Here is a 23098-nt window from a genome sequence, read left to right as displayed (position 1 = left end):
CGGCGCGGACTACCCTCGGCACCGGTGAGCGACGGCGGCAGCGAGCACAAGCGCCGGGCGAGCCTCACCCCGCGCAAGGCCGTCCCGCGCCTGGCCGCGGGGCGGGCGCGGGCGCTGGGCCTGCCGACGCGCGGCACCACCAACGCCAACCGGCTGCGCCGGGTCGACCGCTGGCTCCTCGCCACGCAGGTCCCGCGGCTGCGCGACGCCGCCCGCCCGCTCGTCGTCGACCTGGGCTACGGCTCGTCGGCGGTGACCACGCTGGAGCTGGCCGACCGGCTCGGCCCCGAGGTGCCCGGGCTGGAGGTCGTCGGGCTGGAGATCGACCCCGCCCGCGTCGCCGCCGTCGCCGAGGACCGCGACCCGCCGCGCGTCGACTTCCGCGTCGGCGGCTTCGAGCTCGCCGGGCTGCGGCCGGTCCTCGTGCGCGCGTTCAACGTGCTGCGCCAGTACGACGAGGAGTCGGCCGCCCGCGCGTGGGAGACCATGTGCGCGGCCCTCGGCCCCGGTGGCCTGCTGGTCGAGGGCACCTGCGACGAGTGGGGACGGCGGGCGACCTGGGTGGCGCTGGACGCCGACGGCCCGCTGACCCTCACCCTCGCCGCCCGCGTCGCCGACCTCGACCGGCCCTCCGACCTCGCCGAGCGGCTGCCGAAGGCGCTGATCCACCACAACGTCCCGGGGCAGCCCGTGCACGAGCTGCTGCGGGCCCTCGACGCCGCCTGGGCGGCCGCGGCGGGGCTGTCGGCGTTCGGGCCCCGGCAGCGGTGGGTGGCCGCCGTCGAGGCCCTGGCCGACGACGGCTGGCCGCTGGTCGGGTCCACCCGCCGCTGGCGGCACGGGGAGCTGACCGTCCGCTGGTCGGCGGTGGCGCCCCGGTGAGGAGGGACCGGCCGGAGGTGGTCCCACCCGGCCCCACCGAGGTCGACGGCGGTACCGCGGAGCTGCTCGGCGACGCCGACCGCGACGGCTCGTGGGTGCTCGTGGTCGCCGGGACGCCGCAGTCGCACGTCGACCTCGACGACCCCGCCCACCTGGAGTTCGAGTACGTCCGCCGGATGGGCCACGTGCTCGACCTTGCTGCGCCCGAGGGCCGGCCGGTCGACGCCGTGCACCTGGGGGGCGGGGCGCTGACCCTGGCCCGGTACCTCGCGGTCACCCGGCCGGGCTCGCGGCAGCGGGTGGTCGAGGTCGACCAGCGGCTGACCGACCTGGTCCGCAGCCACCTGCCCCTGCCCCGGGGGGCGCGGGTCCGGGTGCGCGCCGCCGACGCCCGCGCGGGGCTGGCGGCACTGCCCACCGGCAGCGCCGACGTCGTCGTCAGCGACGTCTTCGCCGGGGCCCGTACGCCCGCGCACCTGACCACCGTCGAGTACGCCGCCGAGGCCCGCCGGGTGCTGCGGCCCGGCGGCGTCCTGACCACCAACGTCGCCGACGGCCCGCCGCTGCGCTTCGCCCGCGGCCAGGTGGCCACGCTGCAGGCGGTGTTCGGCTCGGTCTGCCTGCTCGCCGAGCCCGGCACGCTGCGGGGACGGCGCTTCGGCAACCTGGTCGCCGTCGCCTCCGACGCCCCGCTGCCCGTGGCCGACCTGACCCGGCGCTGCGCGGGCGACCCGATGCCGGCACGGGTGGTGGCCGGGGAGGACCTGGCACGGTTCGCCGGTGACGCGCGGCCGGTGACCGACGCCGGGGCGGTCGCCTCCCCGGAGCCACCTCCGGGCGTGTTCAACCGCTGACCAGGGTCTTCCCCGATGCCCCGGGGCCGCGGCCGCGCCTAGGGTCGGGACATGACCTATCCCGCACCGGCTCCGCGCGGCCTCGCCCGCGACACCCGCAACAAGATGATCGCCGGCGTGTGCGCCGGCATCGCCCGCCGCTACGGGATCTCGACCGGAGGTCTGCGGCTGGCCTTCGTGATCTCGTGCATCCTGCCCGGGCCGCAGTTCATCGCCTACCTGGTGCTGTGGGCGTTCATGCCCCGCGACGACCGGTACTGACCGGCCGGCGGCTCACCAGTTGCCGTTGCCCCGCTGCACGCCGCGGACCGCGGGACGCACGTCGACCAGGTAGACGACGGCGGCGATGACCGCGGGGAGGCCGAGGAACGTCATCGGCCCCTGGGTGAAGATGACCACCCCGGCCAGCGCGGTGATGGCGGCCCAGGCCGGCTTGCTGAGCTTCCCGGCCGCCACGTAGCCGGCCGCGGGACGCACGACCGCGTCGGCGAAGGCCCAGACGGTCAGCGCCAGGGTGGCGTAGTACAGCGCCAGCAGCACGATCCCGTCGAAGGACATGACCGGCAGGGTACCCGCCGGAGAAGGCGAGGGGGCTCTCCGCGAGGGGAAGTCACCCCACGACGCGACAGGGCCCCGGAGCGCTCGAGGCAGCTCCGGGGCCCTGGCTCGTGACCCTGGGTCGTGGCCCTCCTGCAGGGCCCCGCCGCGGACTCGCGGGCGGTGGGTGCAGGAGGGTCCTTCCTCAGTCGGTGGTCTTGGTGGTGCGGGCGCGGCTCACGCGGGCGGAGGTGCCCGTCGTGGCCTTGCCGCGCGCGGCGGTCGTGCGCTTGGCCGGCTTGCGGGCGGCCTTGGCGGTCGCCTCGTCGGCGGCGTCGGCGGTGTCCTCGATGGCGGCCTTGGCCTGGTCGGCGACCTGGTCGACGGCGGCCTCGGCGCGCTCGGCGGCCTTGGTGGTGCGGGCGGCGGTCTTCTGCACCAGCGAGGTCACCTCGTCGGAGGCCTCGGTGACGGCCTCGGCGGCCTCCTCGATGACCTCCTCGACGGCGTCCTCGACGGTGTCGACGACGGCCTCGGCCTTGGCGGCGAAGCGGCGGAAGCCCGGCTGACGACGCAGCTCCTGCAGGACGTCGGCGCCGCGCTCGGCGAGGGCCTCGACGGTGCCGGCGGCCTGGGTGCGGGCCTGCTCGACCAGCCCGGTGACGGTGTTCACGACCGCGTCGGGGCGGACGACGGTGACCAGACCGCGGGCGCGGTCGGCGGCCAGCTCGGCGCGGGTGCGGGCCTCCTTGGTGGCCAGGTCGACCTGGACCTGGGCCTCACCGGGGAGGGCCTCGGCGCGCGAGCGCAGCGTGGCGAGGACGGTGCGGGCCTGCTCGACGGCGAGGTCACCGGCGCCGACGGCGACCAGCAGCGGGGTGCGGCCGCGCTCGGCGACCTGCTCGAGGAGGGTGGTGGCGGTGGTCATGCTGTCTCCTTGGAGGGGGTCGTGTCGTCCCCGGGCTCGCCGTCCTGCGGGGTGTGGTCCCGGGGAGGGCGGACGGGCACGGGGGAGGTCGTGGCGTGCTCGCGGACGTAGGTCTCGTACAGCTCGAGCAGGACGGCCTTGTGCCGCTCGGACAGGTGGTCGTCGGACCGGATGGCCGCGACCGTGTCGGGGTTGCCGGCGCGCCGGTCGAGGATGCCCGCCTGCTCGTAGAGCGTCTCGGCGGAGATCTCCAGGCCCTTGGCGATGGCGGCGAGGATCTCCGCCGACGGCTTGCGCAGCCCCCGCTCCACCTGCGACAGGTAGGGGTTGCTCACCCCGGCGGTGCGGGCGAGCTCGCGCAGGGACACCCGGGCAGCGCTGCGCTGCTCCCGGATGAACTCCCCGACCTGCGAGCGCACGGTCGAGACCTGCTGGGCCTCGGCCGCGACCGTGTCCGCGACGCTGCCGGCGAGCTGGTCCACCTTCTCGCGGACCGACCTCACCTGACCGCTCACGAACTCGCCGGGGGTCTGCACGTACTCGACGGTAACCAGGAGTGCTAGCAACTGCAAGCGCTCGGGCAGGCACTGCCCCGTGAGTCGCCTCACACGCGGCGGGTCGGCTGGACGGCGGGCCGCCCGGGCCGCTCAGCCGGTCAGGACCGCCGAGGGACGGACCACGCCCACCACGCCGTCGCCGCCGGTCACGGGCGTGGACGCCCAGCGGGACAGCGCGCCGGCGTCGACGCCGAGGCGGCCCAGGGCGGCGGCGAGCACCGGCGTCCGCCCGCGGTCCCCGCCGTCGTCGAGCTTGAGGGCCACGGCACCGAGGCCGGGCAGCGCGGCGACGTGCACGCCGTCGGCACCGCCCTTGACCAGCAGTCCGGGCACCGCGGCCATGAGGTCGGTGTCCTCCCGGCCGGTGCCGGCGACGTACCAGGGGTGCGCCCGCATCGCGTCGGCCACCGACCGCTCGGGGGTGCCCTCCGGGGCGGCGACCAGCGAGCCCACGCCGCGGGCGAGCCCGGTCAGCGACAGGCCGTGCTGGGGCGCGCCGCACCCGTCGACGACGACGGCGGCCACCGGCTCCCCGGCCGCGGCCGCCAGACGCGCCTCGATCGCCTGCTGCAGCGGGTGCTGCGGGTCCAGGTAGCCCTCGGTCGGCCAGCCCGCGGCGACGCACGTGGCGAGCATCGCGGCGTGCTTGCCCGAGCAGTTGAAGGCCAGCCGCTCCGGCTCCCGGCCGGCGACGAGCCAGGCGGCGCGGGTGGGCTCGTGGCCGGGCAGGGCGGGCGGGCAGCCGAGCGCGGTGGGCTCCAGGCCGGCCGCGGCGAGGATGCCGGCGGCGCGGTCGCGGTGGCCGTCCTCGCCGACGTGCGAGCCGGCCGCGATCGCCAGCTCCTCACCCGAGCCGGGCCGCCACCCGGAGGCCAGGTACGTGGTGGCCTGCACCGGCTTGTTCGCCGAGCGGGGCAGGACCGTGCGGGTGACGTCGCCGGCCGACCAGCGCACCTCGCCGTCGGGCCCCACGACCACGACGGCACCGCGGTGCACCGACTCGAGGAACCCCGAGCGCACGACCTCCACGAGCACCGGCGCGTCCGGCCACGCGGGCGGGCCGCCGGGACGGTCGCGCGCACCAGGCGGGGTGGAGGAGGTCATCGCCCCTCGTCGGCGAGCAGGGCGGCGACGTCGGCCTCGCCGTTGCGGTACCGGCGGGCCAGCTCCCCGGCGAGCGCGTCCATCACCTGCTGCACGCCGCGGCGGCGCTCCGACAGCGCCCCCTCCGCGGCGGCGAGGGCGCGGGCGGCCCGTTCGAGGTCGGCGTCGGGGAGCGAGGCGACGTCGGAGAGGTCGACGTCCGGCGTCAGCGCGTGCACCCAGGACTCGTAGACGCCCGGCGCCGCGGGCTGCACGGTCTGGTGGCGGCCCAGGCCGTGTGCGGGGCCGCGGCCCTTCTCGGCGAGGATCTCCGGCAGCAGGTCCACCAGCGAGCGGCCGTCGTGCTCGGCCCGGCGCTGCAGCTCGCGGCGGACGATGTCGAGCCGGCCCTGCAGCAGCCGCCGCGTGTAGGAGAGGTTGACCTCCTCCTGCTCGGCCCGGCGGCGCAGCACCCGCACCTCGGACATGACGCGCTGCTCGAGGCCGTCGAGGAAGGCGGGGTCGAGCAGCTCGTCGACGGCCGCACCGCCGGCGGGGACCGGGTCGGGAGTCGTGGAGGTCACCGCCCGATGGTGGCAGACCGCACGGCGCGGACCCGGTCGCGGGCGGCGGCCCGGGTGTCGTCGAGCGCGGCCGCGTCACCACGCGCGGCGTCGTCGGGGTCGACGACGGCACGCGAGCCGCCCACGGTCAGCTCCGCGTCGGGGCGCACCGACTGCTTGACCAGCGCCAGCGCGACGACGCCGAGCTCGTGGTGGCGCACCACCGTGCCGGCACGGCCGACCTCGCGGGCACCGGAGAGCACCGGCGTGCCCGGAGTGGACAGGTCCTCGCTCACGCCGTCGAGGTGCAGCAGCACCAGCCGCCGCGGCGGGCGGCCGAGGTTGTGCACCCGGGCGACGGTCTCCTGACCCCGGTAGCAGCCCTTGGCGAGGTGGACGGCGCTGGTCAGCCACTCCAGCTCGTTGGGGATCGTGCGGTGGTCGGTGTCGACGCCGAGTCGCGGCCGGCGGGCCTCCACCCGCAGCGCCTCGTACGCGTCGAGCCCGGCGGGACCGGCACCGGCGGCGGTGAGCGCGTCGGCGCGCGCGGCGACGTCGGCGCGGGGCACCAGCAGGTCGAACGCCGTCGCACCGCCGTCGCCGAGCGGCGGCATGCGGCGCACCCAGCCACCGTCGGGCAGCGCCGCGACGGCGTGGGGCTCCCCGGGAGCCGGGAGGCCCGCGGCGGCGAGCACCTCCGGCGCACGCGGGCCGACGAGCGACAGCAGCGCCCACTCCCCGGTCACGAGGACCGGCTCGACGCGCAGCATGAAGACCATCCGCTGCAGGAAGGCGTGCAGCGCGGCGCCGGTCCCCGGCTCCACGTCGGCCCACGTGGTGCCGGCGAGCTCGGTCAGGGCCAGGTGGTGCTCCACGTGGCCGTTCGGGGACAGCACGAGCGCCTCGGTGCCGGTGCCGTCGGCGAACTGCTCGAGGTGCTGGCTGGTGAGGCTGTGCAGCCAGGTCAGACGATCGGCGCCGGTGACCGTGAGCACGTCGCGGTCGCTGCGGTCGACGACCCCGGCGCCCTCGGCGAGGAGGCGCTGCTCGCGCAGGGGGTCGCCGTGGTGGGTGGCGACGGTCGCGCCCTCGGCGACGACGGCCCCCGCTCGGGTGGCCAGCGGTGAGGTGGTGGTCATGACTGCTCCGTCACTCCTGGGGTGTCCCGGACTCTCGGCAGCGGCGGCACGTCCCCGACAGCGCGACGTGCCCCACGTCCAGGGTGAAACCCAGATCGGCGGCCAGACGTTCCGCCGCCGCCTCGAGCAGCGCAGGGTCGGCCGAGGAGATCTCCCCGCAGGAGGCGCAGACGACGTGCAGGTGCGGGTGCTCGGAGGCGTGGTAGACCGGCGCGCCCTTGCCCAGGTGGGTGTGCCAGACCAGGCCGAGGCGCTCGAGCAGCTCGAGCGTGCGGTAGACGGTCGAGGTGTCCGGCGCCGCGCCGCCGGGCCCGGCCTGCTCGCGCAGCCGCGCGCCGATGGCCTCGGGCGTGGCGTGGTCGAGCTCGGCGACGGCGGCCAGGACCTGCTGGCGCTGCGGCGTCAGCCGCAGGCCCTGGGCCCGCAGTCGCTCGGCCAGCGGGGCCGGACCGTGCTCGGTCGTCACGGAGCGAGCCTAGTTCCGGTCCCGCCGGTCGGAGCCCGGGTCGCCGTCAGTCCACGGCGCTGCGGGCGCCGGCCAGCACCCGCTGCAGGGACTCGAGGTACCGCGGCGGGATGCCGTGCTCACCACGCGGCGGCAGGAATCCGGCGACGGTCGCGCCGGTCACCTCCGCCGCGGCGGCGGCCTCGGCGCCGAGCAGGCGCACCACCGGCGCCTCACCCCACGAGCGGCTCGCCGCCAGGTGGGCCATCGCCGCGGCGCTCTCGGCCCGCTCCCCCACGCAGTCGAACGGCTTCTCGGTCGCCCAGAGCCGGCGGAACCCGTCGGCCAGCGAGGGGTCGGCGAGCGGGTTCCCGCCGAACACCTCCTCCGCCTCGGCCGGCGTCAGGAACACCGCGAACACCAGGAAGGTGAACAGGCACTTGTCGCAGTGCAGGCACCAGCGCTGCTCGGCCTGCCCGCCCACGTGCCGCTGGGTGTAGGAGCGGTTGCAGCTGAGGATGTCGGTGCGCAGCGGCAGCGCCGCGACGGCGGCGACGGTGGCCAGCTCCGACAGCTGCCGGGTCAGGCTGAAGTAGCCGGTGCCGAGCTCGGCGGCGGCCGCGGTGAACAGCCGCTCGAACGCGTGGGACTTCGAGTACTGGTGGTTCACGCTGACGCCCTCGACGGTGAGCGTCTCCTCGTCGGCGGAGCGCTCGTTGGCGAACACCACCGGGCTGTGGCCACCGAGGACGGCGACCAGCGCGGCGATCGCGGAGTTGATCGCGGTCACCGGCACGTGCCCGTTGAGGCCGCCCTGCGCGGTCCGCCCGGCCAGCAGCGGGTCGAGGCGGCGACGCACCTCGACCAGCGGGACCCCGGCGGCGCGGGCGACGTCGCGCTGGGCGCCGGTCGGGTTGATCGCCAGCGCCGTCCCGTCGGGGACGACGACGAGGGCCAGCGCGGAGTCCTTGCCGCCGCCGACGGGCAGCAGCGCGCCCCGGGTGCCGGCCGGCGGGACGGGGCCGGCCGGCCGGACCTCGGCGTCGAACGCGACGCGGTGCGGCACCGGCAGCCGGTTGACCGCGGCGAACTCCCCGAGCCCGTCGGTGTAGGCGGCCTGCGCCACGGCGAGCTGCGCGGCGGTCACCGGCCGCTCGACGACGACCCGGCCGGGCGCGGCGAGCTTGTAGTAGCTGGTGCCCATGACGAGGTGCACCAGGTCGAGGGCGGCGTCGAGCCGGTCGGCGTCCACCTCGCCGCCCAGCAGCACCGGGTCGAGGGTCAGCCGCTCGGTGAACTCGTCGTCGCCGAGGCGGTAGGTGAAGGCCGCCTCACCGGTCGCGGGGTCGAGGGAGCGGCCGGCGACGACGAAGACACCGGTGCCGGGGGCGCCGACGTCAGGACGCCCCGACACGCTCGGCGCCGGCGTCGACGAGGATCTGCTCATAGGTGGCTGCCAACTCCTCGTAGTCGCGGAAACGGTTGTAGCTCGGGGCACCGGGCGAGAGCAGGACGACGCCGCCCGGCGCGGTGGTCGCGACCGCCGTCGCCACCGCCTCGGTCAGGGACGCGGTCTCGGCCAGCCGCACCGCCGCGCCGCCGGCCTCCCGGCGGACGTCGGCGGCCAGCCGCGCCCCGGTGTCGGGGACGGTGACCAGCGCGACGGTGTCCCGTCGCTGCACCAACGTCCGCGCCAGGCCCGTGTAGTCCAGGCCGCGGTCCTGGCCTCCGGCGATGAGCGTGACCGGCCGGTCGGCCAGCGCGTCGAGCGCGGCGAGCACCGACACCGGGGTGGTGGAGAGCGTGTCGTCGACGAACGTGACGCCGTCGAGCGTGGCCACCGGGGCGAGCCGGTGCGGCAGCGCGCGGAAACCCGCGACGGCGGCGACGACGGCGTCGGCGGTGGCGGTCAGGTCGAGGCCGAGCAGCGCGCAGGCCGCCAGCGCCACCGCCACGTTGCTGAGGTTGTGCGCGCCGGGCAGGTGCACCGGCTGCGCGCGCCCCGTGAGGCCGGCGGGCAGCACCTCGGCGGGGTCGACGAGCTGCGCGGGGTCGAGGTACCGCTGCGCCAGCGGCCGCGCCTGGGCGCTGACCACGACCGAGCGCTCCGGGCAGCCGGTGAAGACGCGCAGCTTGTCGCGGAAGTAGGTCTCCTCCGACCCGTGCCAGTCCAGGTGCTCGGGCGCCAGGGAGGTGAGCGCGCCGCGGCCGGTGAAGTCCGGGACGGCGGCGGCCTGGTAGCTCGAGACCTCGACGACGAGGGTGCGGTCCCCGACGCCGTCGAGGACCGCGTCGAGCAGCGGGGTGCCGATGTTGCCGGCGTGCACGGCCGGGCGGCCGGCGGCGGTGAGGACGGCGGCGGCCAGCGCGCTCGTCGTGCTCTTGCCCTTGGTGCCGGTCACGCACAGCACCGGGACGCCCTGCGCCGCGGCCTCGGCCAGCGCGATGCCGGTGCCGGTGGTGACCAGCGTGCGGTCGGCCAGCGACCGGGCGTCCTCGCGGTAGGGGCTGATCCCGGGCGAGCGGACGACGACGTCGCAGCCGGCGAGGTCGGCGACGTCGGCGGTCGCGGCGACGCCGAGGGGCAGCGCCGCGGGGTCGACCGGGCGGCTGTCGGCGACGAGGACCCCGGCGGCCCCGGCGGCCAGGGCGGCACGGACGGCGGCCCGGCCCTCGCGGCCGTGCCCCCACACCCCCACGCGGCGGCCGGCCAGCCCGGCCAGCCGGAGGGAACGCTCCCGCGGGGGCGGTGCCGGGCGGGGGTCCACGGCGCCCACTCTACGGACCGGTCCCGTCCACGGACGGCGACGACGGGCCCGCGCCGGTAGGGTCCACGGCGGTGTGCCGGGAAGTCTGGTCGGCGGCGTCCCACCCGACCCCCCACCCCGGAGCAGCCCCGTGAACGCACCCCACGGCTCCACCCGAGTCTTCGCCCGCGGGTCCTGGACCGAGGCCCGCCGCATCGCCGCCGTCCTGCGCAGCGAGACGGTGGGCGGCGTCCTGCTGCTGATCGGCACCGTCATCGCGCTGGCGTGGGCCAACTCGCCGTGGGCCGCGGCCTACGAGGCGCTGCGCGAGGTCCGGGTGGGCCCGGCGTCGCTGCACCTGGACCTGACGCTGGGCACCTGGGCCGCCGACGGCCTCCTGGCGATCTTCTTCTTCGTCGCCGGACTCGAGCTCAAGCGCGAGTTCGTGGCCGGTGACCTGCGCGACCCGCGGCGGGCGGCGCTGCCGGTCGCCGCGGCCGTCGGCGGGATGGCCGTGCCGGCGCTGCTCTTCGTCCTGGTCAACCTCGGCGGCGGGGACGCCCTGCGCGGCTGGGCCATCCCGACGGCCACCGACATCGCCTTCGCCCTCGCCGTCCTGGCCGTGATCAGCACGCACCTGCCCAGCGCGCTGCGCACGTTCCTGCTCACCCTCGCGGTCGTCGACGACCTGCTGGCCATCACGATCATCGCGCTCTTCTACACGACGTCCCTGGCCGCCGGCTGGCTCGCCCTGGCCCTCGTGCCGCTCGCCGCCTTCGGGTTCCTGGTGCAGAAGCGGATCCGCTCGTGGTGGCTGCTGCTGCCGCTGGCGGCACTCACCTGGGTGTTCGTGCACGAGTCCGGGGTGCACGCCACCGTGGCCGGGGTGCTGCTCGCCTTCACCGTCCCGGTGGTGCGCAGCGACGCGGCCGGCGGGCCGGACGCCGGGCCCGGCCTCGCCGAGCACCTCGAGCACCGCTTCCGGCCGATCTCCGCCGGCATCGCGGTGCCGGTGTTCGCGTTCTTCGCGGCCGGCGTCACCGTGGGCGGCCTCTCCGGGCTGGTCGAGTCCCTCGGCGACCGGGTGGCCCTGGGCATCGTCGTCGGGCTGGTCGTGGGCAAGGTCGTGGGCATCGTGGGGGCCAGCTGGCTGGTCACGCGGTTCACCCGCGCCGAGTTCGCCGACGACCTCGGCTGGCCCGACCTGATCGGCGTCGCCCTGCTCGGCGGCATCGGCTTCACCGTGTCGCTGCTCATCGGCGAGCTCGCCTTCGGCCTCGGCAGCGAGCGTGACGACCACGTGAAGGTCGGCGTGCTGGTGGGCACGCTGCTGTCGGCGCTGCTGGCCGGCGTCGTGCTGCGGCTGCGCAACCGCCGGTACCGCCGCATCGAGGAGCTGGAGACGGCCGACGCCGACCTCGACGGCATCCCCGACGTCTACCAGCGCGACACCGACACGCCCGGCGGACCGGCGGCACGCCGCGGTTCCGCTGACGGCTGAAGAACGTCGTTGCCGAGCCCGGAACGGCGTCGTACCGTCGAGGTACACGAGAGGGGAGGTGGTCCGAACAATTGAATTCTTATCGGACTCGTGAGGTGGCTGTCCGCTAGCCGCCGTCCAGATGGGCCGCCCGTTCGGAGTGGAATCCGAGCGGAGGCACTCTTCGCCCGTCCGTCGCACGGCGGCGAGCGAGAACCGGACAGTCACCCGACCCCCGGGCCGCCGACACTTGTCCAGTCGGCCCGCGCGCAGCCTCCCGTACCGGGTGGGCGCCGCGGAACAGCCCGGGGGTTGTCCGTTCTCCGGGGAGGGAGCAGCGGCCGTGTCGACCGCTGGGCGCACCGCGCCGGCCGGCCGCTGGATCGCCGACGCCGTCCGCACCGCTCCCCCTGACACCGTCGCGGCGCTCGTGCCGGCCGGCTTCGCCGCCCACGCCCGCGTGTTCCACCCCGCCGTCCGCTACGACGGCGACGACGACGTCCACGTCCGCTGGGACGAGGTGGCCGCGGCCAACGGGACGACGCCGCACCGGCTGATGCAGTGGCCGGGCATCACCGGCTCCTGGGAGTACCTCGGCGAGGCCGACCAGCCCGGGGTGTGGAACGACGCCCCCGCCGAGGGGCACCTGGCCGCGCACGTCGCGCGCGAGGTCGCCGCGGTGCTGGCCCGGCACACCACCAGCCCGGCCGAGTGCTGGTTCGGCTGGGACGACGGCGGCGCCGCCGACCTCCCCCGCCTCACGCTCCCCCGCACCGACCTGCTGCTCGTCCGCGGCCCCGTGCAGCACGCCGCGGTGAACTTCGCCCCCGAGCCGCAGGAGCAGAGCGCCGCCCTGTGGTGGCCGGCCGACCGGGCCTGGTGCGTGGTCACCGACCCCGCGCTGACCAGCACCTACGTCGGTGCCGGCGTGGCCGCCGTCGACGCCCTGCTCGCCAGCCGGCTCGAGGTCGCCCCCGCTCTCCCCGGCGACCCGGTGACGCCCGACAGCGACCCGGTCAACGTCGTCGACCGCCTCGCCTGACACCCTGCCGGCAGCCGGCCGGGCACTCAGGCCCGGGACGCCACGGGAGCACCCGCCGTCGCGGCGAGGACCTCGTCCCACGGGGTGGCGGTCAGGCCGAACGTCTCGGTGGTCGCCGTGGCGTCCAGGACGTACTCCTGGTCGAACTGGTGCCGGATGTCGACGATCTCGCGCATCCTCGGCGCGACCAGGCCGATCGCCGACAGCGCGGCCCACGGCAGCCCGCTCACCGGGACCGGCGGCCGGCCCATCGCGGCGGCCAGCTCGGTCAGCGCCTGGCGCTGGGACCGCGGCGGACTGCTCGGCACGTGCCAGGCCCGCCCCAGTGCCCGCTCGTCGGTGCCGAGCACGGCCAGCGTCGCGGCGACGTCGGGCAGGTAGCTCCAGCTGCGCGGCACGTCCGGGTCGCCCACCACCCACGCCCGCCGGCCGCGGCGCAGCGTGTCCAGCTGCCGCACCAGGTGCGAGTGCGCGGGCGGGACCTGCGGGCCGACGAAGTCACCGGCGCGCGCCTCGGTCATCCTGATCCGGCCGGCCTCGTGGGCGGCCAGCGCGTCGCGCCACATCGCCAGCCGGACCCGGCCCTTGGTGTCGGTGGCCGCCAGCGGGCTCTCCGGCGTCATCGGCCCGCTCGGGCGGCCGTAGACGTAGAGGTTGCCCATCGTCACCAGCACCGCGCCGGTGCGCTCGGCGGCGGTCAGCAGGGCGGCCGCGACGGGCGGCCAGTCGGTGGCCCACCGGTGGTACTCGGGGTTGACGGCGTTGTAGAGCGCCGCGGCACCGGTGGCCGCGCGGGTCAGTGCGGCGGCGTCGGCGGCGTCGACCCGGACGTGCTCGACCGCGTCGGTGGAGACGCCGCCGCTGCGCGACAGGACCCGCACCCGGTGTCCCCGCGCGGCCAGCAGCTCCGCCGTCGTCGTGCCGACCGGCCCCTTGCCCACGATCACGTGCAGTGCCATGACGACTCCTCGTCCTCTCGACGAGAGCGGTGCTCTCGTTCGAGTACGACGATCTCGCCGAGTGGCCGCCATGTCAAGAGCAGTGCTCACAGTTGCGTGCACTGCTCTCGACAGGTCATCATCGACGGGTGCCCACCGCCCGGGAACGCGTCCGCGCCGAGCTGACCACCGAGATCGCCGACGCCGCCCGCCGTCAGCTGGCCGAGGTCGGGGCCGCGGCGCTGTCGCTGCGGGCGGTGGCCCGCGAGGTGGGGATGGCCTCGTCGGCGGTGTACCGGTACTTCCCCAGCCGCGACGACCTGCTGACCCGGCTGATCATCGACGGCTACGACGCCATCGGCGCGGCGGTCGAGGCGGCCGACGACACCGCCGCGCCGCCGGAGGAGCGCTGGTCGGCCGTGTGCTCCGCCGTCCGCGACTGGGCGCGCGCCCACCCGCACGAGTACGCGCTGCTCTACGGCTCCCCCGTGCCCGGCTACGTCGCGCCCCGCGACACCGTCCCGGCGGCGTCGCGGGTCGGGATCGTCCTCGGCCGGATCCTCGGCGACGCCGCCCGCGCCGGCCGGCTCACCGGCGACGGCGGCGGCCGCGAGCCCGGGCTGCTCGGCGACGCCGCCGTCGAGGTCCTCGGCCAGGGGCACCCCGCCGTCGACGACGCCGTCCGGGTGCGCGCCCTGCTCGCGTGGAGCGCGCTGTTCGGCACGGTCAGCTTCGAGCTGTTCGGGCAGCTGGTGGGGTCGGTGGAGGACGGCGACCGCTACTTCGCCCTGGTGACGGCCGAGCTGGCCCGCCTGGTCGGGTTCCGCCCCGCCTAGAGCTGCGCGAGCTCGTCCTCGAGGTCGTCGAGCCCCAGCGAGCCCTGCGACAGGGCGGCCATGTGCCACGCCTTGAGGTCGAAGTCCGCGCCGCGGGCCCGCTGCGCGGCGGCACGGCCGGCCAGCCAGGCGCGCTCGCCGAGCTTGTAGCTGATCGCCTGCCCGGGCAGGCCGAGGTAGCGCACGATCTCGCTGTCGAGGAACGCCGGGTCGCTGCCCAGGTGCTCGCCGGCGAACGCGCGCGCCAGCTCCGGCGTCCACGGCTGCCCGCGGTGCCCGGCCAGCACGCCCTCGGCGTCGCCGGGGACCGGCAGCCGCAGGTGCATGCCGATGTCGACGACCACCCGGATCGCGCGCAGCTGCTGGGCGTCGAGGTAGCCCATCCGGGCGCCCGGCTCGGTGAGGTACCCCAGCTCGTCCATGAGCCGCTCGGCGTAGAGCGCCCAGCCCTCGACGTTGGCGCTGACCGAGCCCAGCGACGTCTGGTAGGTCGACAGGTCACCGGAGACGTACGCCCACTGCGCGAGCTGCAGGTGGTGGCCGGGGACGCCCTCGTGGTACCAGATCGAGACGAGGTCCCACAGCGGGAAGCGCTCGCGGCCCAGGGTGGGCAGCCAGGTGCGGCCCGGTCGGGAGAAGTCCTGCGCGGGGCGGGTGTAGTACGGCGCCGCGGCGCTGCCGGGCGGCGCGATCATCGCCTCGACCCGGCGCACCGGCTCGGCGAGGTCGAAGTGCGTGCCGTCGAGGGCGGAGATCGCCTCGTCCATCATCGCCTGCAGCCGCTGCCGGATCGCCTCCACGCCGTCGACCGCGGGACCGTGCTCGTCGAGCCAGGCCATGGCCTCCTTCGGCGTCGAGCCCGGCCGCAGCGCCCCGGCCTCCGCTCGCTGCTCGGCCAGCAGCCGCCGGTGCTCCTCCCAGCCCCACGCGTAGGCCTCCTCCAGGCCCTGGCCGGCGCCGAGGTCGGAGCCGTTCCAGCGGCGGGCGGCGAGCGCGTACCGGTCCCGGCCGACGGCGTCGGGGGTGCCCTCGGCCTGCGGGAGGTAGGTGTCGCGGAGGAAGTCGCGCACCTCGGCGACGGCGTCGTCGGCCTCCCTGGCGGCGGACTCGAGGTCCCCGCGCAGCGCGTCGGGCCCCGAGCCGGCCAGGCCGCCGAAGAACGGGCCGCTCAGCCACTCGCCGAGCTGCCCGACGACGGTGGACACCTGGCGCGGCGCGGCGAACACCCCCCGCCGCGCCCCCTCGCGCAGGGTGTCGAGGTAGCCGCGGTAGGCCCCGGGCACCCGGGCCATGCGCCGTGCCACGACCGCCCAGTCGTCCTCGGTGGCGGTCGGCATGAGGAGGAAGACCTGGCGGATCGAGTGCACGGGGCTGAAGAGGTTCGACAGCGCGCGGAGGCCCTCACCGGCCTCGTGGGCGGCGAGCTCGGCGCCCAGCCGCTCGCGGAGCAGCCGGGCGCAGCGGCGCTCGACGGCGTCGTCGGCCAGCGCGGGGTCGGCGGCCGTGACGGCGTCGAGCTCGGCCAGGGTCCGCCGGGCGAGGTCGGCCTCGGCCTCCAGGCCCGCCGGGCTCGGGTCGGGCAGCCGGTCGTCGCCGGGCCGCGTGCCGAGCATGGTGGCGACGATCGGGTCGAGGTCGGCCACGGCGTCGACGTAGCGGTCGGCCGTCCGGCGCGGCGTGTCCACCGAGCCGCCCACCGGGACGCTCACCGGAGCCGCTCCAGCCGGGCCGACATCGTGGGCCGCAGCGGGGTGTCGGCACCCGCCCGGTCGATGGCGTACATGAGCGCCCCCTCGACGATCCCGTAGAGCCGCACGGCGCGGGTGGTCTCCGGCGCGTCGGGCGTGCGCGCCACGACGTCGCTGGTCAGCTCCCAGCTCGTGGTCGTCCGCGCCCGCCCGACGTAGAGCTCGATCAGCCCGTCGGGGCTGGTCACCAGCAGCTCGACGTCGTCCTCGCCGCGCGGCCGCCAGAAGCCGGACTCGCGGACGGCGGGGCCCTCGACCCGGCCGTCGCCCCCGATCAGCCAGGTGCGGGACTCGTAGGCGAGGAAGTCGCGGCCGTCGTGGGCGAAACGGGCCCACTGGCCGAAGCGCCGGTCACCGGCGTCCCCGCCGGCGAGGACCCCCTCGCCGTGCCACTCCCCGAGCAGGGGCAGCAGCGACAGCAGGCCGTGCGCCACCTCGGGTCCCGAGCGGACGTCGACGGTGTCGGCGACGGGCAGGTCGGTCGGGCCGGTCACCGGCCGGCGTCCCGGGGAGGCATGCCCCTCACGCTAGTCAGCCGTGCCGGTGGCCCGCGGCCCCGGTGGTCAGCGGCCCGGTGGTCAGCGGCCCGGTGGTCAGCGGCCGCGCGGGCCGCGGCGGGACCGCTCCCGGCGGGGACGCCGCCCCGGCCGGGTCAGCCGCCCGACGGCGACGAGACAGGCGAGCGCCGCCAGCGCGGCGAGCGCGACCAGGACCCACGCGGCGACCACGCCGACACGGTAGGCGGGCACCCCGGCAGCGGCGGCCGGACCCGCCGGGACGGGAGGATGGGGCCGTGCCGTTCACGGGAAGCCACCCCGCCGCGGTGCTGCCGTTCCTGCGGACCGGCCTGCCGGCGTCGGCGCTGGTGGCCGGGAGCCTGGCGCCCGACCTGCCCCTCTACCTGCCGGGCGGGCCGGACTGGCCCACGCACGGCCTGCTCGCGGTGGTCACCCTCGACGTCGTCCTCGGCGCCGCGCTGTGGACGGTGTGGCACGGCCTGCTCGCCCGGCCGGCCCTGGCCGCCGCGCCGGCCGGGCTGCGCCGCCGCGTGTCCGCACCCCCGGGGCTGCGCGGGCGCCTCCGTTCGCCGCGGGCGGCGGGCTCCGTCCTCGCCGGCCTGGCCGTGGGGGCGGCCACCCACGTCGGCTGGGACCAGTTCACCCACTGGTGGGGCTGGGGCACGCGGCACGTGCCCGCGCTGAGCGCCCCGGTGGGCAGCGCGCTCGGTGAGGACTGGTACGGCTACGACGTCGCCCAGCACGCCAGCACGGTGCTGGGTGCGGCCGTCCTCGCCGGGTGGCTGGTCGCCTGGTGGCGCCGGACGCCGTCGCGGCCCGGCGACCTGCGCGACACCGCCTGGGCGGTGTGGGCCGGGCTGCTGGCGCTGGGTGCGGTCGCCGGCGTCACGGCCGCCACGGGTGCGCCCGACGTGCTGCAGGCGGGCTTCCTCGGGGCGACGGCGGGTGGTGCGGCGATGGCCGTGGCCGCCGGGCTGGGCGCCGTCGCGTGGCACGCCGCCCGACACCGCCGCGGCCGGGTCCCGCTCAGGTCTCCTCGGGGTCCGGACCCCGCACGGCCCGCCCGCCGTCGACCGGGAGGACCGCCCCGCTGACGAACGCCGGGGCGCCGGACAGGAGGAAGGGCACCACGTCGGCGACCTCCTCCCGGGGTGCCCACCCGCCCGAGCGGGGGCAGCGCGGCCATCTGCGCCTGCGTGCGGGCGGCCAGGTCGGGGCCCTGGTCGGCCAGCAGGGCCGGTGGCGCTCGGTGTCCACCGAGACGAGCGCCACCGCGTCGACCCGGACGCCGGCCGGCCCGGCGTCGTCCGGCGGGTCCCGGTCGACCCGTCCACCCCGGCATCGTGGCCCAGGACGGACGGCAGCGCCCCTCCCGGCCGGAGCCGGGAGGGGCGCTGCCGCACCGTGCCGGTGCTAGTCCAGGACGACGGTGGTCTCGGTCAGGCCGACCTCGGCGTCGACGACGCGCTCACCGCGGCCGACGGGTGCCAGCGAGCGCAGCTTCCACTTCCCGGGGGCGGCGAAGAAGCGGAACTCGCCCTCCGGGCTGGTGACCACCTCGGCGGTGAACTCGTCGGTCTCGTCGAGCAGCCGCACGTAGGCACCGGCCACGGGGGCGCCGTCGTGCCACACCTGGCCCTGGATCACCGTCTGGGTGGTCAGGTCGATCCCGGCGAGGGCGCCGCCCTGCTTCGGGGCTCCGCACATGCTCAGGCACCCTTCTCGATCGGGACGCCGACCAGGGAGCCGTACTCGGTCCAGGAGCCGTCGTAGTTCTTGACGTTCTGCTGGCCGAGCAGCTCGCGCAGGACGAACCAGGTGTGGCTCGAGCGCTCGCCGATGCGGCAGTAGGCGATGGTGTCCTTGGACTCGTCGAGGCCGGCGTCGGCGTAGAGCCTGCGCAGCTCGTCGTCGCTCTTGAAGGTGCCGTCCTCGTTGGCCGCCTTGCTCCACGGCACGTTCACCGCGGTCGGGATGTGGCCGGGGCGCTGCGCGCCCTCCTGCGGCAGGTGCGCCGGGGCGACCAGCTTGCCGGCGAACTCGTCGGGCGAGCGGACGTCGACCAGGTTCTGCTGACCGATCGCGGCGATGACCTCGTCACGGAAGGCGCGGATGGAGGTGTCGGCCTCCTGCGCCCGGTACTGCGTGGCCGGGCGCTCGACGGCGTCGGGCGAGAGCGAGCGGCTGTCGAGCTCCCACTTCTTGCGGCCGCCGTCGAGGAGCTTGACCTGGTCGTGCCCGTAGAGCTTGAAGTACCAGTAGGCGTAGGCGGCGAACCAGTTGTTGTTGCCGCCGTAGAGCACGACGGTGTCGTCGTTGGCGATCCCCTTGGTCGACAGCAGCTGCTCGAACTGCTCGCGGTCGACGAAGTCGCGGCGCAGCGGGTCCTGCAGGTCGGTCTTCCAGTCCAGCTTGACCGCGCCCTCGATGTGGCCCTTGTCGTAGGCGCTGGTGTCCTCGTCGACCTCGACGAAGACGATGCCGGGCTGGCCGATGTGCTCCTGGGCCCAGTCGGCGGTGACGAGCACGTCGTTGCGGCTCATGGGGGGTGTTCCTCCCTGTGGTGGTGTGCGGTCGGGTCAGGCGGTGCGCGCCGGACGGACGCGGCGCACGGGTCGGATGCGGCACACGGCCCGGGCACACGTCGGCCGTGGGCGCGGGCTGTCGATCATGGGGATGGGCTCTCCGGACGGCGGTCAGGGCGCGTCTGGGCGGAGCGGGGCCGCCCTCAGGAGGCGCGACACAGGCAGCTGCCGACGCGGCACAGGTCCACTGTGCGGCGCGAGGTCAGCAGGGTGCCCACGTGACGAGGGTAACCGATCAGGACCGTGCCCCCGTGTGGGCGTCGACGAGGGCGGTGAGCTCCTGCGGCCGCGGGGCGCCGTCGCTGCGGCCCAGCAGACGGCCCTCCCGGTCGAGGTAGAGCAGCGTCGGCGTGCGGCGGACGCCGAGCGCGCGGACGGCGTCGAGGTGGCTCTCCGCGTCGACCTGGACGCAGGCCAGCCCCGGCCGGGTGGCCTGCAGGTGCTGCAGCCGGGCCCGCGTGGCCCGGCAGGGCCCGCAGAACGCGGAGGAGAACTGCACGACGGTCAGGTCGGCGTCCGCCGGCCGCACACCGAGCCCCTCGAGCACCGCGGTGGGTCCGCCCATGCCACCTCCTCGCACCGGTCCCCGGGAGAACCCCCTCGGGTCCCGGGGGCATTCCCTCAGGGCGTGCGCAGCACCGTGTCGGCGGCCTCGGCGGTCACCACGACGCCGGCGTCGCCCGGCCGGACGCCGGTCAGCCGCAGGCCGAAGGGCAGCTCGACGGGGTAGCGCAGGTCGAGCAGGCCCTCGGTCCGGTCGACGACGGAGCCCGGGACGTCGACGCCGGCCGCCTCCGCCCGGTCGACGTCGACGACGACGTCCTGCCCGTCGAGCGACACCCGGCCCACCGCGGTGAGGGGCACCGTGTACCCGAGCAGCTCGACGGTGCGCGTGACCCGCAGCCCGTCGCCCTCGCGCTGCAGCACCGTGTCGGCGCCCAGCTCGGCCGACAGCAGGGCGTAGGACAGCGTGGCGGTGCCGTCGATCCGGTCGACCGGGACCTCCCGGACGGTGCCGGAGAGCGCGTCGGACAGCGGCACGTGCACCCCGCGCAGGACGACGTCGGCGGTCGTGCCCGCGGGGCGGCCCAGGTCCTCGGCGGTCAGGGAGATGCGGACGTCGTCGTAGGTGCCCGACACGGCCTGGGTGAGGAAGGGCCAGCCGGTGACGTCGACCTCCGGCGTCCCGGCCAGGCCGCCGCCGTCGCGCAGGGCGACGGCGACCCGCTGCTCGGCGGCGCCCTCGGCGATCGGGTCGGCCACCAGCCCGGCCACCACCCCCAGCACGAGCAGGAGCGCGAGCAGGCCCAGGAGGGTGCGCACGGTCAGCCGACGGTGAGGGCGAGCAGCGCCGGCGCGCAGGCGGCCAGCGGGAGGAGCGCCTCGACCGTGACCCCGGCGGGCCACGGGACGCGGCGGCCGGCGTCGGCGAGGACGGAGGAGGCGACCGTCCCGGCGAGCGCGGCGACCAGGCCGAGCACCAGGCCGGTGGTGACCCCGGAGAGGACGTCGACGAGCTCGCCGGTGCCGCTCTCGAGCAGGGAGACGGCCATGCCGGCCGCCACCGCGGCCAGCAGCCCGGGCACCCCGCGGCCGACGCCCTCGGCGATCGCGGGACGGGGCAGCACGGCGTCGAGGACGTGCGCGGCAGCGAGGGCGGCCGCGACGACCAGCAGCGGCGAGGTGGCCGGGGAGTCGGCGTCGCCGGTCACCCCGGGCAGCAGGAGCAGCGACAGCGCGCAGGCGGCGGCCACCACGGTGGCGAGCGAGCCCAGCGAGCCGACGACGTCCGAGCGCGGGGGACGGCGCAGCATCTGGTGCACCACGGCGGCCAGCAGGGCCGGGCCCGCCACGACCAGGAGCAGCCCCGGGCCCGGGTCCTCGGCGGAGGCGACGAGGAGGTCCGCCCCGGCGGCTGCCGCGACGGCCAGCACCGCGATCCCGGCCGCCCCGGCGGGGACGAGCGCGAGCAACCACCCGACGACGAGCGCGACCTGCAGCAGGAACACCGCGGCCCCCCGGCCGGCGTCCCCAGCCACGCCGGCTCCCAGGACGACGGCTGCCGCGGCGGCGGCCCCGACGACGGCCGCCGCGAGGTGCCGACCGCGCGTGGCGGGCCGGGTCTGCAGCGCGGTGGTCACGTCGCCTCCTGCCCGCGGACGGCGGGTCCGCGCACCGGTGCCCGCTCGGACCCGATCGTCTCAGACACCCTCCGCGCGGACCGCCCCGCGCGCGGAGCCGCCCCGGCGTGTCCGCCCGTCCGGAGGACGCGCCCCGCCGGCCACCGGGCGGGCCGGAGGGCGTCGGTTATCCTGCGATCTCGGTTCGACAGCGCCGTCGACGCCCTCCCCGAGGAGACGACATGCGACTCGTGCTCATGACCGCGGCGCGTCAGGCCACCACCGAGGTGCTGCCCGCCCTCGGCCTGCTCGGCCACCAGGTGCGCGTCGTCGCACCCGAGCTGTCCAGCCTGCTCGACGGCGACTCCGGCGACGTCGTCCTGGTCGACGCCCGCCACGACCTCGTCCAGGCCCGCACGCTGTGCGGCCTGCTGTCCTCCACCGGGGTCGCCTCCGCGCTCGTCGCCGTCCTCTCCGAGGGCGGACTGGTCGCCCTGTCGGCCGACTGGGGCGTCGACGACGTCCTGCTCGACACCGCCGGGCCGGCCGAGGTCGACGCCCGGCTCAAGTGGGCCACCGCCCGCCGGCTGGCCGCCACCACCCCGGCCGACGGCGCGGACGGCGGGGTCACGCAGGCCGGCGAGCTGGTCATCGACGAGCACAGCTACTCCGCCAAGCTCCGCGGCCGCCCGCTGGACCTCACCTACAAGGAGTTCGAGCTCCTCAAGTACCTCGCGCAGCACCCCGGCCGGGTCTTCTCCCGCGCCCAGCTGCTGCAGGAGATCTGGGGCTACGACTACTTCGGCGGCACCCGCACCGTCGACGTCCACGTCCGCCGGCTGCGCGCCAAGCTCGGCACCGAGCACGAGGCGCTGATCGGCACCGTGCGCAACGTGGGCTACAAGCTCGACCAGCAGGTCGCCGACGCCACCGCGGCCGCCGCCGCGCGGGTCGCCGCCGAGCGCACCGAGCCCCTCGCCGACGGCTCCCGCAGCACCGCGCCGCTGCCCTGAGCGCACCGGCCGTCCGCGACACCCCGCGGCTCGTCCCCGCCGAGACCGCGGCCGTCCTCGCGTTGCTGCGCACCGCGGCGGCGGTCGACGGCGTCCGGCCGCTGTCGGAGGAGGCCGAGCTGCGGCTGCAGCACGGCGGCCCGGCGGGCGGGCGGGACGTGCTCGCCACCGACCCCGACGGCGTCCCCGTGGGCTACGCCCGCCTCGAGCTGGGCGACGCCGGCACGGCCGACGACGCCGAGGCCGAGCTCGTCGTCGTCCCCTCCGCGCGTGGCCGCGGGACCGGACGGGCCCTGCTGACCCGCCTGGAGGAGCTGGCCGGCCCCCGGCCGCTGCGGGTGTGGGCGCACGGCGACCTGCCGGCCGCGACCGCGCTCGCGACCGCCCGCGGTTACTCCCGGGCGCGGGTGCTGCTGCAGATGCGCCGGCCGCTGTCCGACGCCGACCTCGACCCCGGCGTGGCGCCGCCCGACGGCGTCACCGTCACCGCCTTCCGGCCCGGCCGCGACGAGCCGGCGTGGCTGCGCGTCAACGCCCGCGCCTTCGCCACCCACCCCGAGCAGGGCTCCTGGACACCCGCCGACCTCGCCCTGCGCGAGGCCGAGCCCTGGTTCGACCCGGCCGGCTTCCTGCTCGCCTGGCGGGGCGACCCCGACGGCGGCGGCACGCTGCTCGGCTCGCACTGGACGAAGGTGCACCCGCCCGGCGACGCCGGCCCGGACCCCGTCGGCGAGGTGTACGTGCTCGGCATCGACCCGGACGCCCAGGGCCTGGGTCTGGGCCGCGCGCTCACCGCCCTGGGGCTGGCGCACCTGCGCGCCGCCGGGCTGGCGCAGGTGCTGCTCTACGTCGAGGAGGACAACGTCCCGGCGGTCGCGCTCTACGAGCGGAGCGGCTTCACCCGGCACGCCGTCGACGTCTCCTGGCGGCGCGTGCCCTGAGCCGGGGCGTCCTCGGCACAACCGGCCATTTGTGCCGTACCGGTGTGCCCGACGCCACCCGAAACGCACTCGTTCACCTGCCGGACGTGACCTCGTTCTCACCCGGTCGGGAAAGGCTCCGTCGGCGTTCACCGCGCGTTCA

Annotated in this window: 27 protein-coding genes; 9 read left to right on the top strand and 18 right to left on the bottom strand. The window is 76.8% G+C overall.

Going from position 1 to position 23098, the window contains the following annotated elements; genetic code table 11:
* Nucleotides 1-24: 24 nt before the first annotated feature.
* Genes BM165_RS09060 through BM165_RS09050 form a run of 3 tightly spaced genes read left to right on the top strand, consistent with a single transcriptional unit; the run spans nt 25 to nt 1997 of the window.
* Entirely contained in the window at nt 25-882 is an 858-nt protein-coding gene (locus tag BM165_RS09060; RefSeq protein ID WP_075013224.1) for a class I SAM-dependent methyltransferase, read from the top strand.
* Between the two features lie 17 nt (nt 883-899).
* Nucleotides 900-1736 (top strand): spermidine synthase, encoded by an 837-nt coding sequence (locus tag BM165_RS09055; protein ID WP_244274147.1) that lies wholly within the window; start codon nt 900-902, stop codon nt 1734-1736.
* Nucleotides 1737-1787: 51 nt separating this feature from the next.
* Nucleotides 1788-1997, top strand: coding sequence for a PspC domain-containing protein (locus tag BM165_RS09050; protein WP_075013222.1), 210 nt, complete (start codon nt 1788-1790; stop codon nt 1995-1997).
* Nucleotides 1998-2009: 12 nt separating this feature from the next.
* Here the strand turns inward: BM165_RS09050 and BM165_RS09045 are convergent, their stop codons facing one another.
* The 9 genes from BM165_RS09045 to murD all read right to left on the bottom strand — a co-directional run bounded on the left by BM165_RS09045 (nt 2010) and on the right by murD (nt 9756).
* A complete protein-coding gene (locus BM165_RS09045; RefSeq protein ID WP_075013221.1) occupies nt 2010-2294 on the bottom strand; it encodes a DUF2516 family protein in 285 nt (94 codons plus the stop codon).
* 184 nt (nt 2295-2478) lie between these two features.
* A complete protein-coding gene (locus BM165_RS09040) occupies nt 2479-3201 on the bottom strand; it encodes a hypothetical protein (protein WP_075013220.1) in 723 nt (240 codons plus the stop codon).
* Entirely contained in the window at nt 3198-3737 is a 540-nt protein-coding gene (locus BM165_RS09035) for a helix-turn-helix domain-containing protein (RefSeq protein ID WP_075013219.1), read from the bottom strand. Before BM165_RS09035 ends, BM165_RS09040 begins: the two co-directional genes overlap by 4 nt.
* A gap of 111 nt (nt 3738-3848) precedes the next feature.
* Nucleotides 3849-4862: an asparaginase gene (locus BM165_RS09030; RefSeq protein WP_083427204.1), complete on the bottom strand. Its 1014-nt coding sequence runs from the start codon at nt 4860-4862 to the stop codon at nt 3849-3851.
* Complete coding sequence (locus tag BM165_RS09025; RefSeq protein WP_075013218.1) at nt 4859-5425, bottom strand: RsiG family protein; 567 nt, start codon at nt 5423-5425, stop codon at nt 4859-4861. Before BM165_RS09025 ends, BM165_RS09030 begins: the two co-directional genes overlap by 4 nt.
* Nucleotides 5422-6543 carry a CAF17-like 4Fe-4S cluster assembly/insertion protein YgfZ gene (locus tag BM165_RS09020; protein ID WP_075013217.1) on the bottom strand — a complete coding sequence of 374 codons (1122 nt, stop codon included), beginning with the start codon at nt 6541-6543 and terminating at the stop codon, nt 5422-5424. Before BM165_RS09020 ends, BM165_RS09025 begins: the two co-directional genes overlap by 4 nt.
* A 10-nt stretch (nt 6544-6553) precedes the next feature.
* Nucleotides 6554-7009, bottom strand: coding sequence for a Fur family transcriptional regulator (locus BM165_RS09015; RefSeq protein ID WP_075013216.1), 456 nt, complete (start codon nt 7007-7009; stop codon nt 6554-6556).
* A 46-nt stretch (nt 7010-7055) separates the two neighbouring features.
* Nucleotides 7056-8435 (bottom strand): MurL-like N-terminal domain-containing, encoded by a 1380-nt coding sequence (locus BM165_RS09010; protein WP_177225157.1) that lies wholly within the window; start codon nt 8433-8435, stop codon nt 7056-7058.
* Nucleotides 8386-9756 carry a UDP-N-acetylmuramoyl-L-alanine--D-glutamate ligase gene (murD, locus tag BM165_RS09005; RefSeq protein ID WP_075013481.1) on the bottom strand — a complete coding sequence of 457 codons (1371 nt, stop codon included), beginning with the start codon at nt 9754-9756 and terminating at the stop codon, nt 8386-8388. Before murD ends, BM165_RS09010 begins: the two co-directional genes overlap by 50 nt.
* A 130-nt stretch (nt 9757-9886) precedes the next feature.
* Here murD and nhaA point away from each other — a divergent pair, with 130 nt between their 5' ends.
* Both nhaA and BM165_RS08995 read left to right on the top strand, forming a co-directional pair.
* A complete protein-coding gene (nhaA, locus tag BM165_RS09000; RefSeq protein WP_075013214.1) occupies nt 9887-11236 on the top strand; it encodes a Na+/H+ antiporter NhaA in 1350 nt (449 codons plus the stop codon).
* 322 nt (nt 11237-11558) lie between these two features.
* Complete coding sequence (locus BM165_RS08995; RefSeq protein ID WP_075013213.1) at nt 11559-12257, top strand: hypothetical protein; 699 nt, start codon at nt 11559-11561, stop codon at nt 12255-12257.
* A 26-nt stretch (nt 12258-12283) separates the two neighbouring features.
* Here BM165_RS08995 and BM165_RS08990 read toward each other — a convergent pair whose 3' ends face one another.
* Nucleotides 12284-13216: an NAD-dependent epimerase/dehydratase family protein gene (locus BM165_RS08990; RefSeq protein WP_075013212.1), complete on the bottom strand. Its 933-nt coding sequence runs from the start codon at nt 13214-13216 to the stop codon at nt 12284-12286.
* A gap of 128 nt (nt 13217-13344) precedes the next feature.
* On the opposite strand from BM165_RS08990, the gene BM165_RS08985 reads away from it, so the two are divergent.
* Nucleotides 13345-14031: a TetR/AcrR family transcriptional regulator gene (locus BM165_RS08985; RefSeq protein WP_075013211.1), complete on the top strand. Its 687-nt coding sequence runs from the start codon at nt 13345-13347 to the stop codon at nt 14029-14031.
* Here BM165_RS08985 and BM165_RS08980 read toward each other — a convergent pair.
* The 3 genes from BM165_RS08980 to BM165_RS26055 all read right to left on the bottom strand — a co-directional run bounded on the left by BM165_RS08980 (nt 14028) and on the right by BM165_RS26055 (nt 16507).
* Nucleotides 14028-15740, bottom strand: a complete 1713-nt coding sequence (locus tag BM165_RS08980; RefSeq protein ID WP_143108095.1) for a DUF885 domain-containing protein — start codon at nt 15738-15740, stop codon at nt 14028-14030. The two genes, BM165_RS08985 and BM165_RS08980, sit on opposite strands and share 4 nt — an antisense overlap.
* A complete protein-coding gene (locus BM165_RS08975; RefSeq protein WP_075013210.1) occupies nt 15737-16273 on the bottom strand; it encodes a heme-binding beta-barrel domain-containing protein in 537 nt (178 codons plus the stop codon). Before BM165_RS08975 ends, BM165_RS08980 begins: the two co-directional genes overlap by 4 nt.
* 99 nt (nt 16274-16372) lie before the next feature.
* The gene (locus BM165_RS26055; RefSeq protein WP_280140697.1) at nt 16373-16507 is read right to left on the bottom strand and encodes a hypothetical protein; all 135 of its coding nucleotides are present in this window, start codon (nt 16505-16507) and stop codon (nt 16373-16375) included.
* Nucleotides 16508-16572: 65 nt separating this feature from the next.
* On the opposite strand from BM165_RS26055, the gene BM165_RS08970 reads away from it, so the two are divergent.
* Nucleotides 16573-17391 carry a DUF4184 family protein gene (locus tag BM165_RS08970; RefSeq protein WP_075013209.1) on the top strand — a complete coding sequence of 273 codons (819 nt, stop codon included), beginning with the start codon at nt 16573-16575 and terminating at the stop codon, nt 17389-17391.
* 319 nt (nt 17392-17710) lie between these two features.
* Here BM165_RS08970 and BM165_RS08960 read toward each other — a convergent pair whose 3' ends face one another.
* From BM165_RS08960 to BM165_RS25165, 5 genes are all read right to left on the bottom strand, one after another.
* Complete coding sequence (locus BM165_RS08960) at nt 17711-18004, bottom strand: DUF1416 domain-containing protein (protein WP_075013207.1); 294 nt, start codon at nt 18002-18004, stop codon at nt 17711-17713.
* A gap of 2 nt (nt 18005-18006) precedes the next feature.
* A complete protein-coding gene (locus tag BM165_RS08955; RefSeq protein ID WP_075013206.1) occupies nt 18007-18840 on the bottom strand; it encodes a sulfurtransferase in 834 nt (277 codons plus the stop codon).
* Between the two features lie 277 nt (nt 18841-19117).
* Nucleotides 19118-19447 (bottom strand): thioredoxin family protein, encoded by a 330-nt coding sequence (locus BM165_RS08950; protein WP_075013205.1) that lies wholly within the window; start codon nt 19445-19447, stop codon nt 19118-19120.
* A 56-nt stretch (nt 19448-19503) separates the two neighbouring features.
* Complete coding sequence (locus tag BM165_RS08945) at nt 19504-20205, bottom strand: LmeA family phospholipid-binding protein (RefSeq protein WP_075013204.1); 702 nt, start codon at nt 20203-20205, stop codon at nt 19504-19506.
* A 2-nt stretch (nt 20206-20207) separates the two neighbouring features.
* Nucleotides 20208-21023 carry a hypothetical protein gene (locus tag BM165_RS25165; protein ID WP_075013203.1) on the bottom strand — a complete coding sequence of 272 codons (816 nt, stop codon included), beginning with the start codon at nt 21021-21023 and terminating at the stop codon, nt 20208-20210.
* A 221-nt stretch (nt 21024-21244) separates the two neighbouring features.
* On the opposite strand from BM165_RS25165, the gene BM165_RS25160 reads away from it, so the two are divergent.
* Both BM165_RS25160 and mshD read left to right on the top strand, forming a co-directional pair.
* Nucleotides 21245-22015 carry a winged helix-turn-helix transcriptional regulator gene (locus BM165_RS25160; protein ID WP_075013202.1) on the top strand — a complete coding sequence of 257 codons (771 nt, stop codon included), beginning with the start codon at nt 21245-21247 and terminating at the stop codon, nt 22013-22015.
* On the top strand, nt 22012-22956 hold the full coding sequence (gene mshD / locus BM165_RS25155; protein ID WP_075013479.1) for a mycothiol synthase: 945 nt from the start codon (nt 22012-22014) through the stop codon (nt 22954-22956). The genes BM165_RS25160 and mshD overlap by 4 nt, the downstream gene beginning before the upstream one ends.
* Nucleotides 22957-23098 lie beyond the last annotated feature (142 nt).

Source organism: Geodermatophilus obscurus (assembly GCF_900115395.1).
Taxonomy (GTDB): Bacteria; Actinomycetota; Actinomycetes; order Mycobacteriales; family Geodermatophilaceae; genus Geodermatophilus; species Geodermatophilus obscurus_B.
Note: the sequence above shows the minus strand (reverse complement) of the source record. Positions and strands in the feature narration are given on the sequence as shown.

Bases quoted from the DNA above. Each gene is read 5' to 3' on its own strand.
- BM165_RS09050 (WP_075013222.1), top strand. From the start codon at position 1,788: ATGACCTATCCCGCACCGGCTCCGCGCGGCCTCGCCCGCGACACCCGC.
- BM165_RS09045 (WP_075013221.1), bottom strand. From the start codon at position 2,294: ATGTCCTTCGACGGGATCGTGCTGCTGGCGCTGTACTACGCCACCCTG.
- BM165_RS09040 (WP_075013220.1), bottom strand. From the start codon at position 3,201: ATGACCACCGCCACCACCCTCCTCGAGCAGGTCGCCGAGCGCGGCCGC.
- BM165_RS09030 (WP_083427204.1), bottom strand. From the start codon at position 4,862: ATGACCTCCTCCACCCCGCCTGGTGCGCGCGACCGTCCCGGCGGCCCG.
- BM165_RS09020 (WP_075013217.1), bottom strand. From the start codon at position 6,543: ATGACCACCACCTCACCGCTGGCCACCCGAGCGGGGGCCGTCGTCGCC.
- BM165_RS09010 (WP_177225157.1), bottom strand. From the start codon at position 8,435: ATGAGCAGATCCTCGTCGACGCCGGCGCCGAGCGTGTCGGGGCGTCCT.
- BM165_RS08990 (WP_075013212.1), bottom strand. From the start codon at position 13,216: ATGGCACTGCACGTGATCGTGGGCAAGGGGCCGGTCGGCACGACGACG.
- BM165_RS08960 (WP_075013207.1), bottom strand. From the start codon at position 18,004: ATGTGCGGAGCCCCGAAGCAGGGCGGCGCCCTCGCCGGGATCGACCTG.
- BM165_RS08955 (WP_075013206.1), bottom strand. From the start codon at position 18,840: ATGAGCCGCAACGACGTGCTCGTCACCGCCGACTGGGCCCAGGAGCAC.
- BM165_RS08950 (WP_075013205.1), bottom strand. From the start codon at position 19,447: ATGGGCGGACCCACCGCGGTGCTCGAGGGGCTCGGTGTGCGGCCGGCG.
- BM165_RS25160 (WP_075013202.1), top strand. From the start codon at position 21,245: ATGCGACTCGTGCTCATGACCGCGGCGCGTCAGGCCACCACCGAGGTG.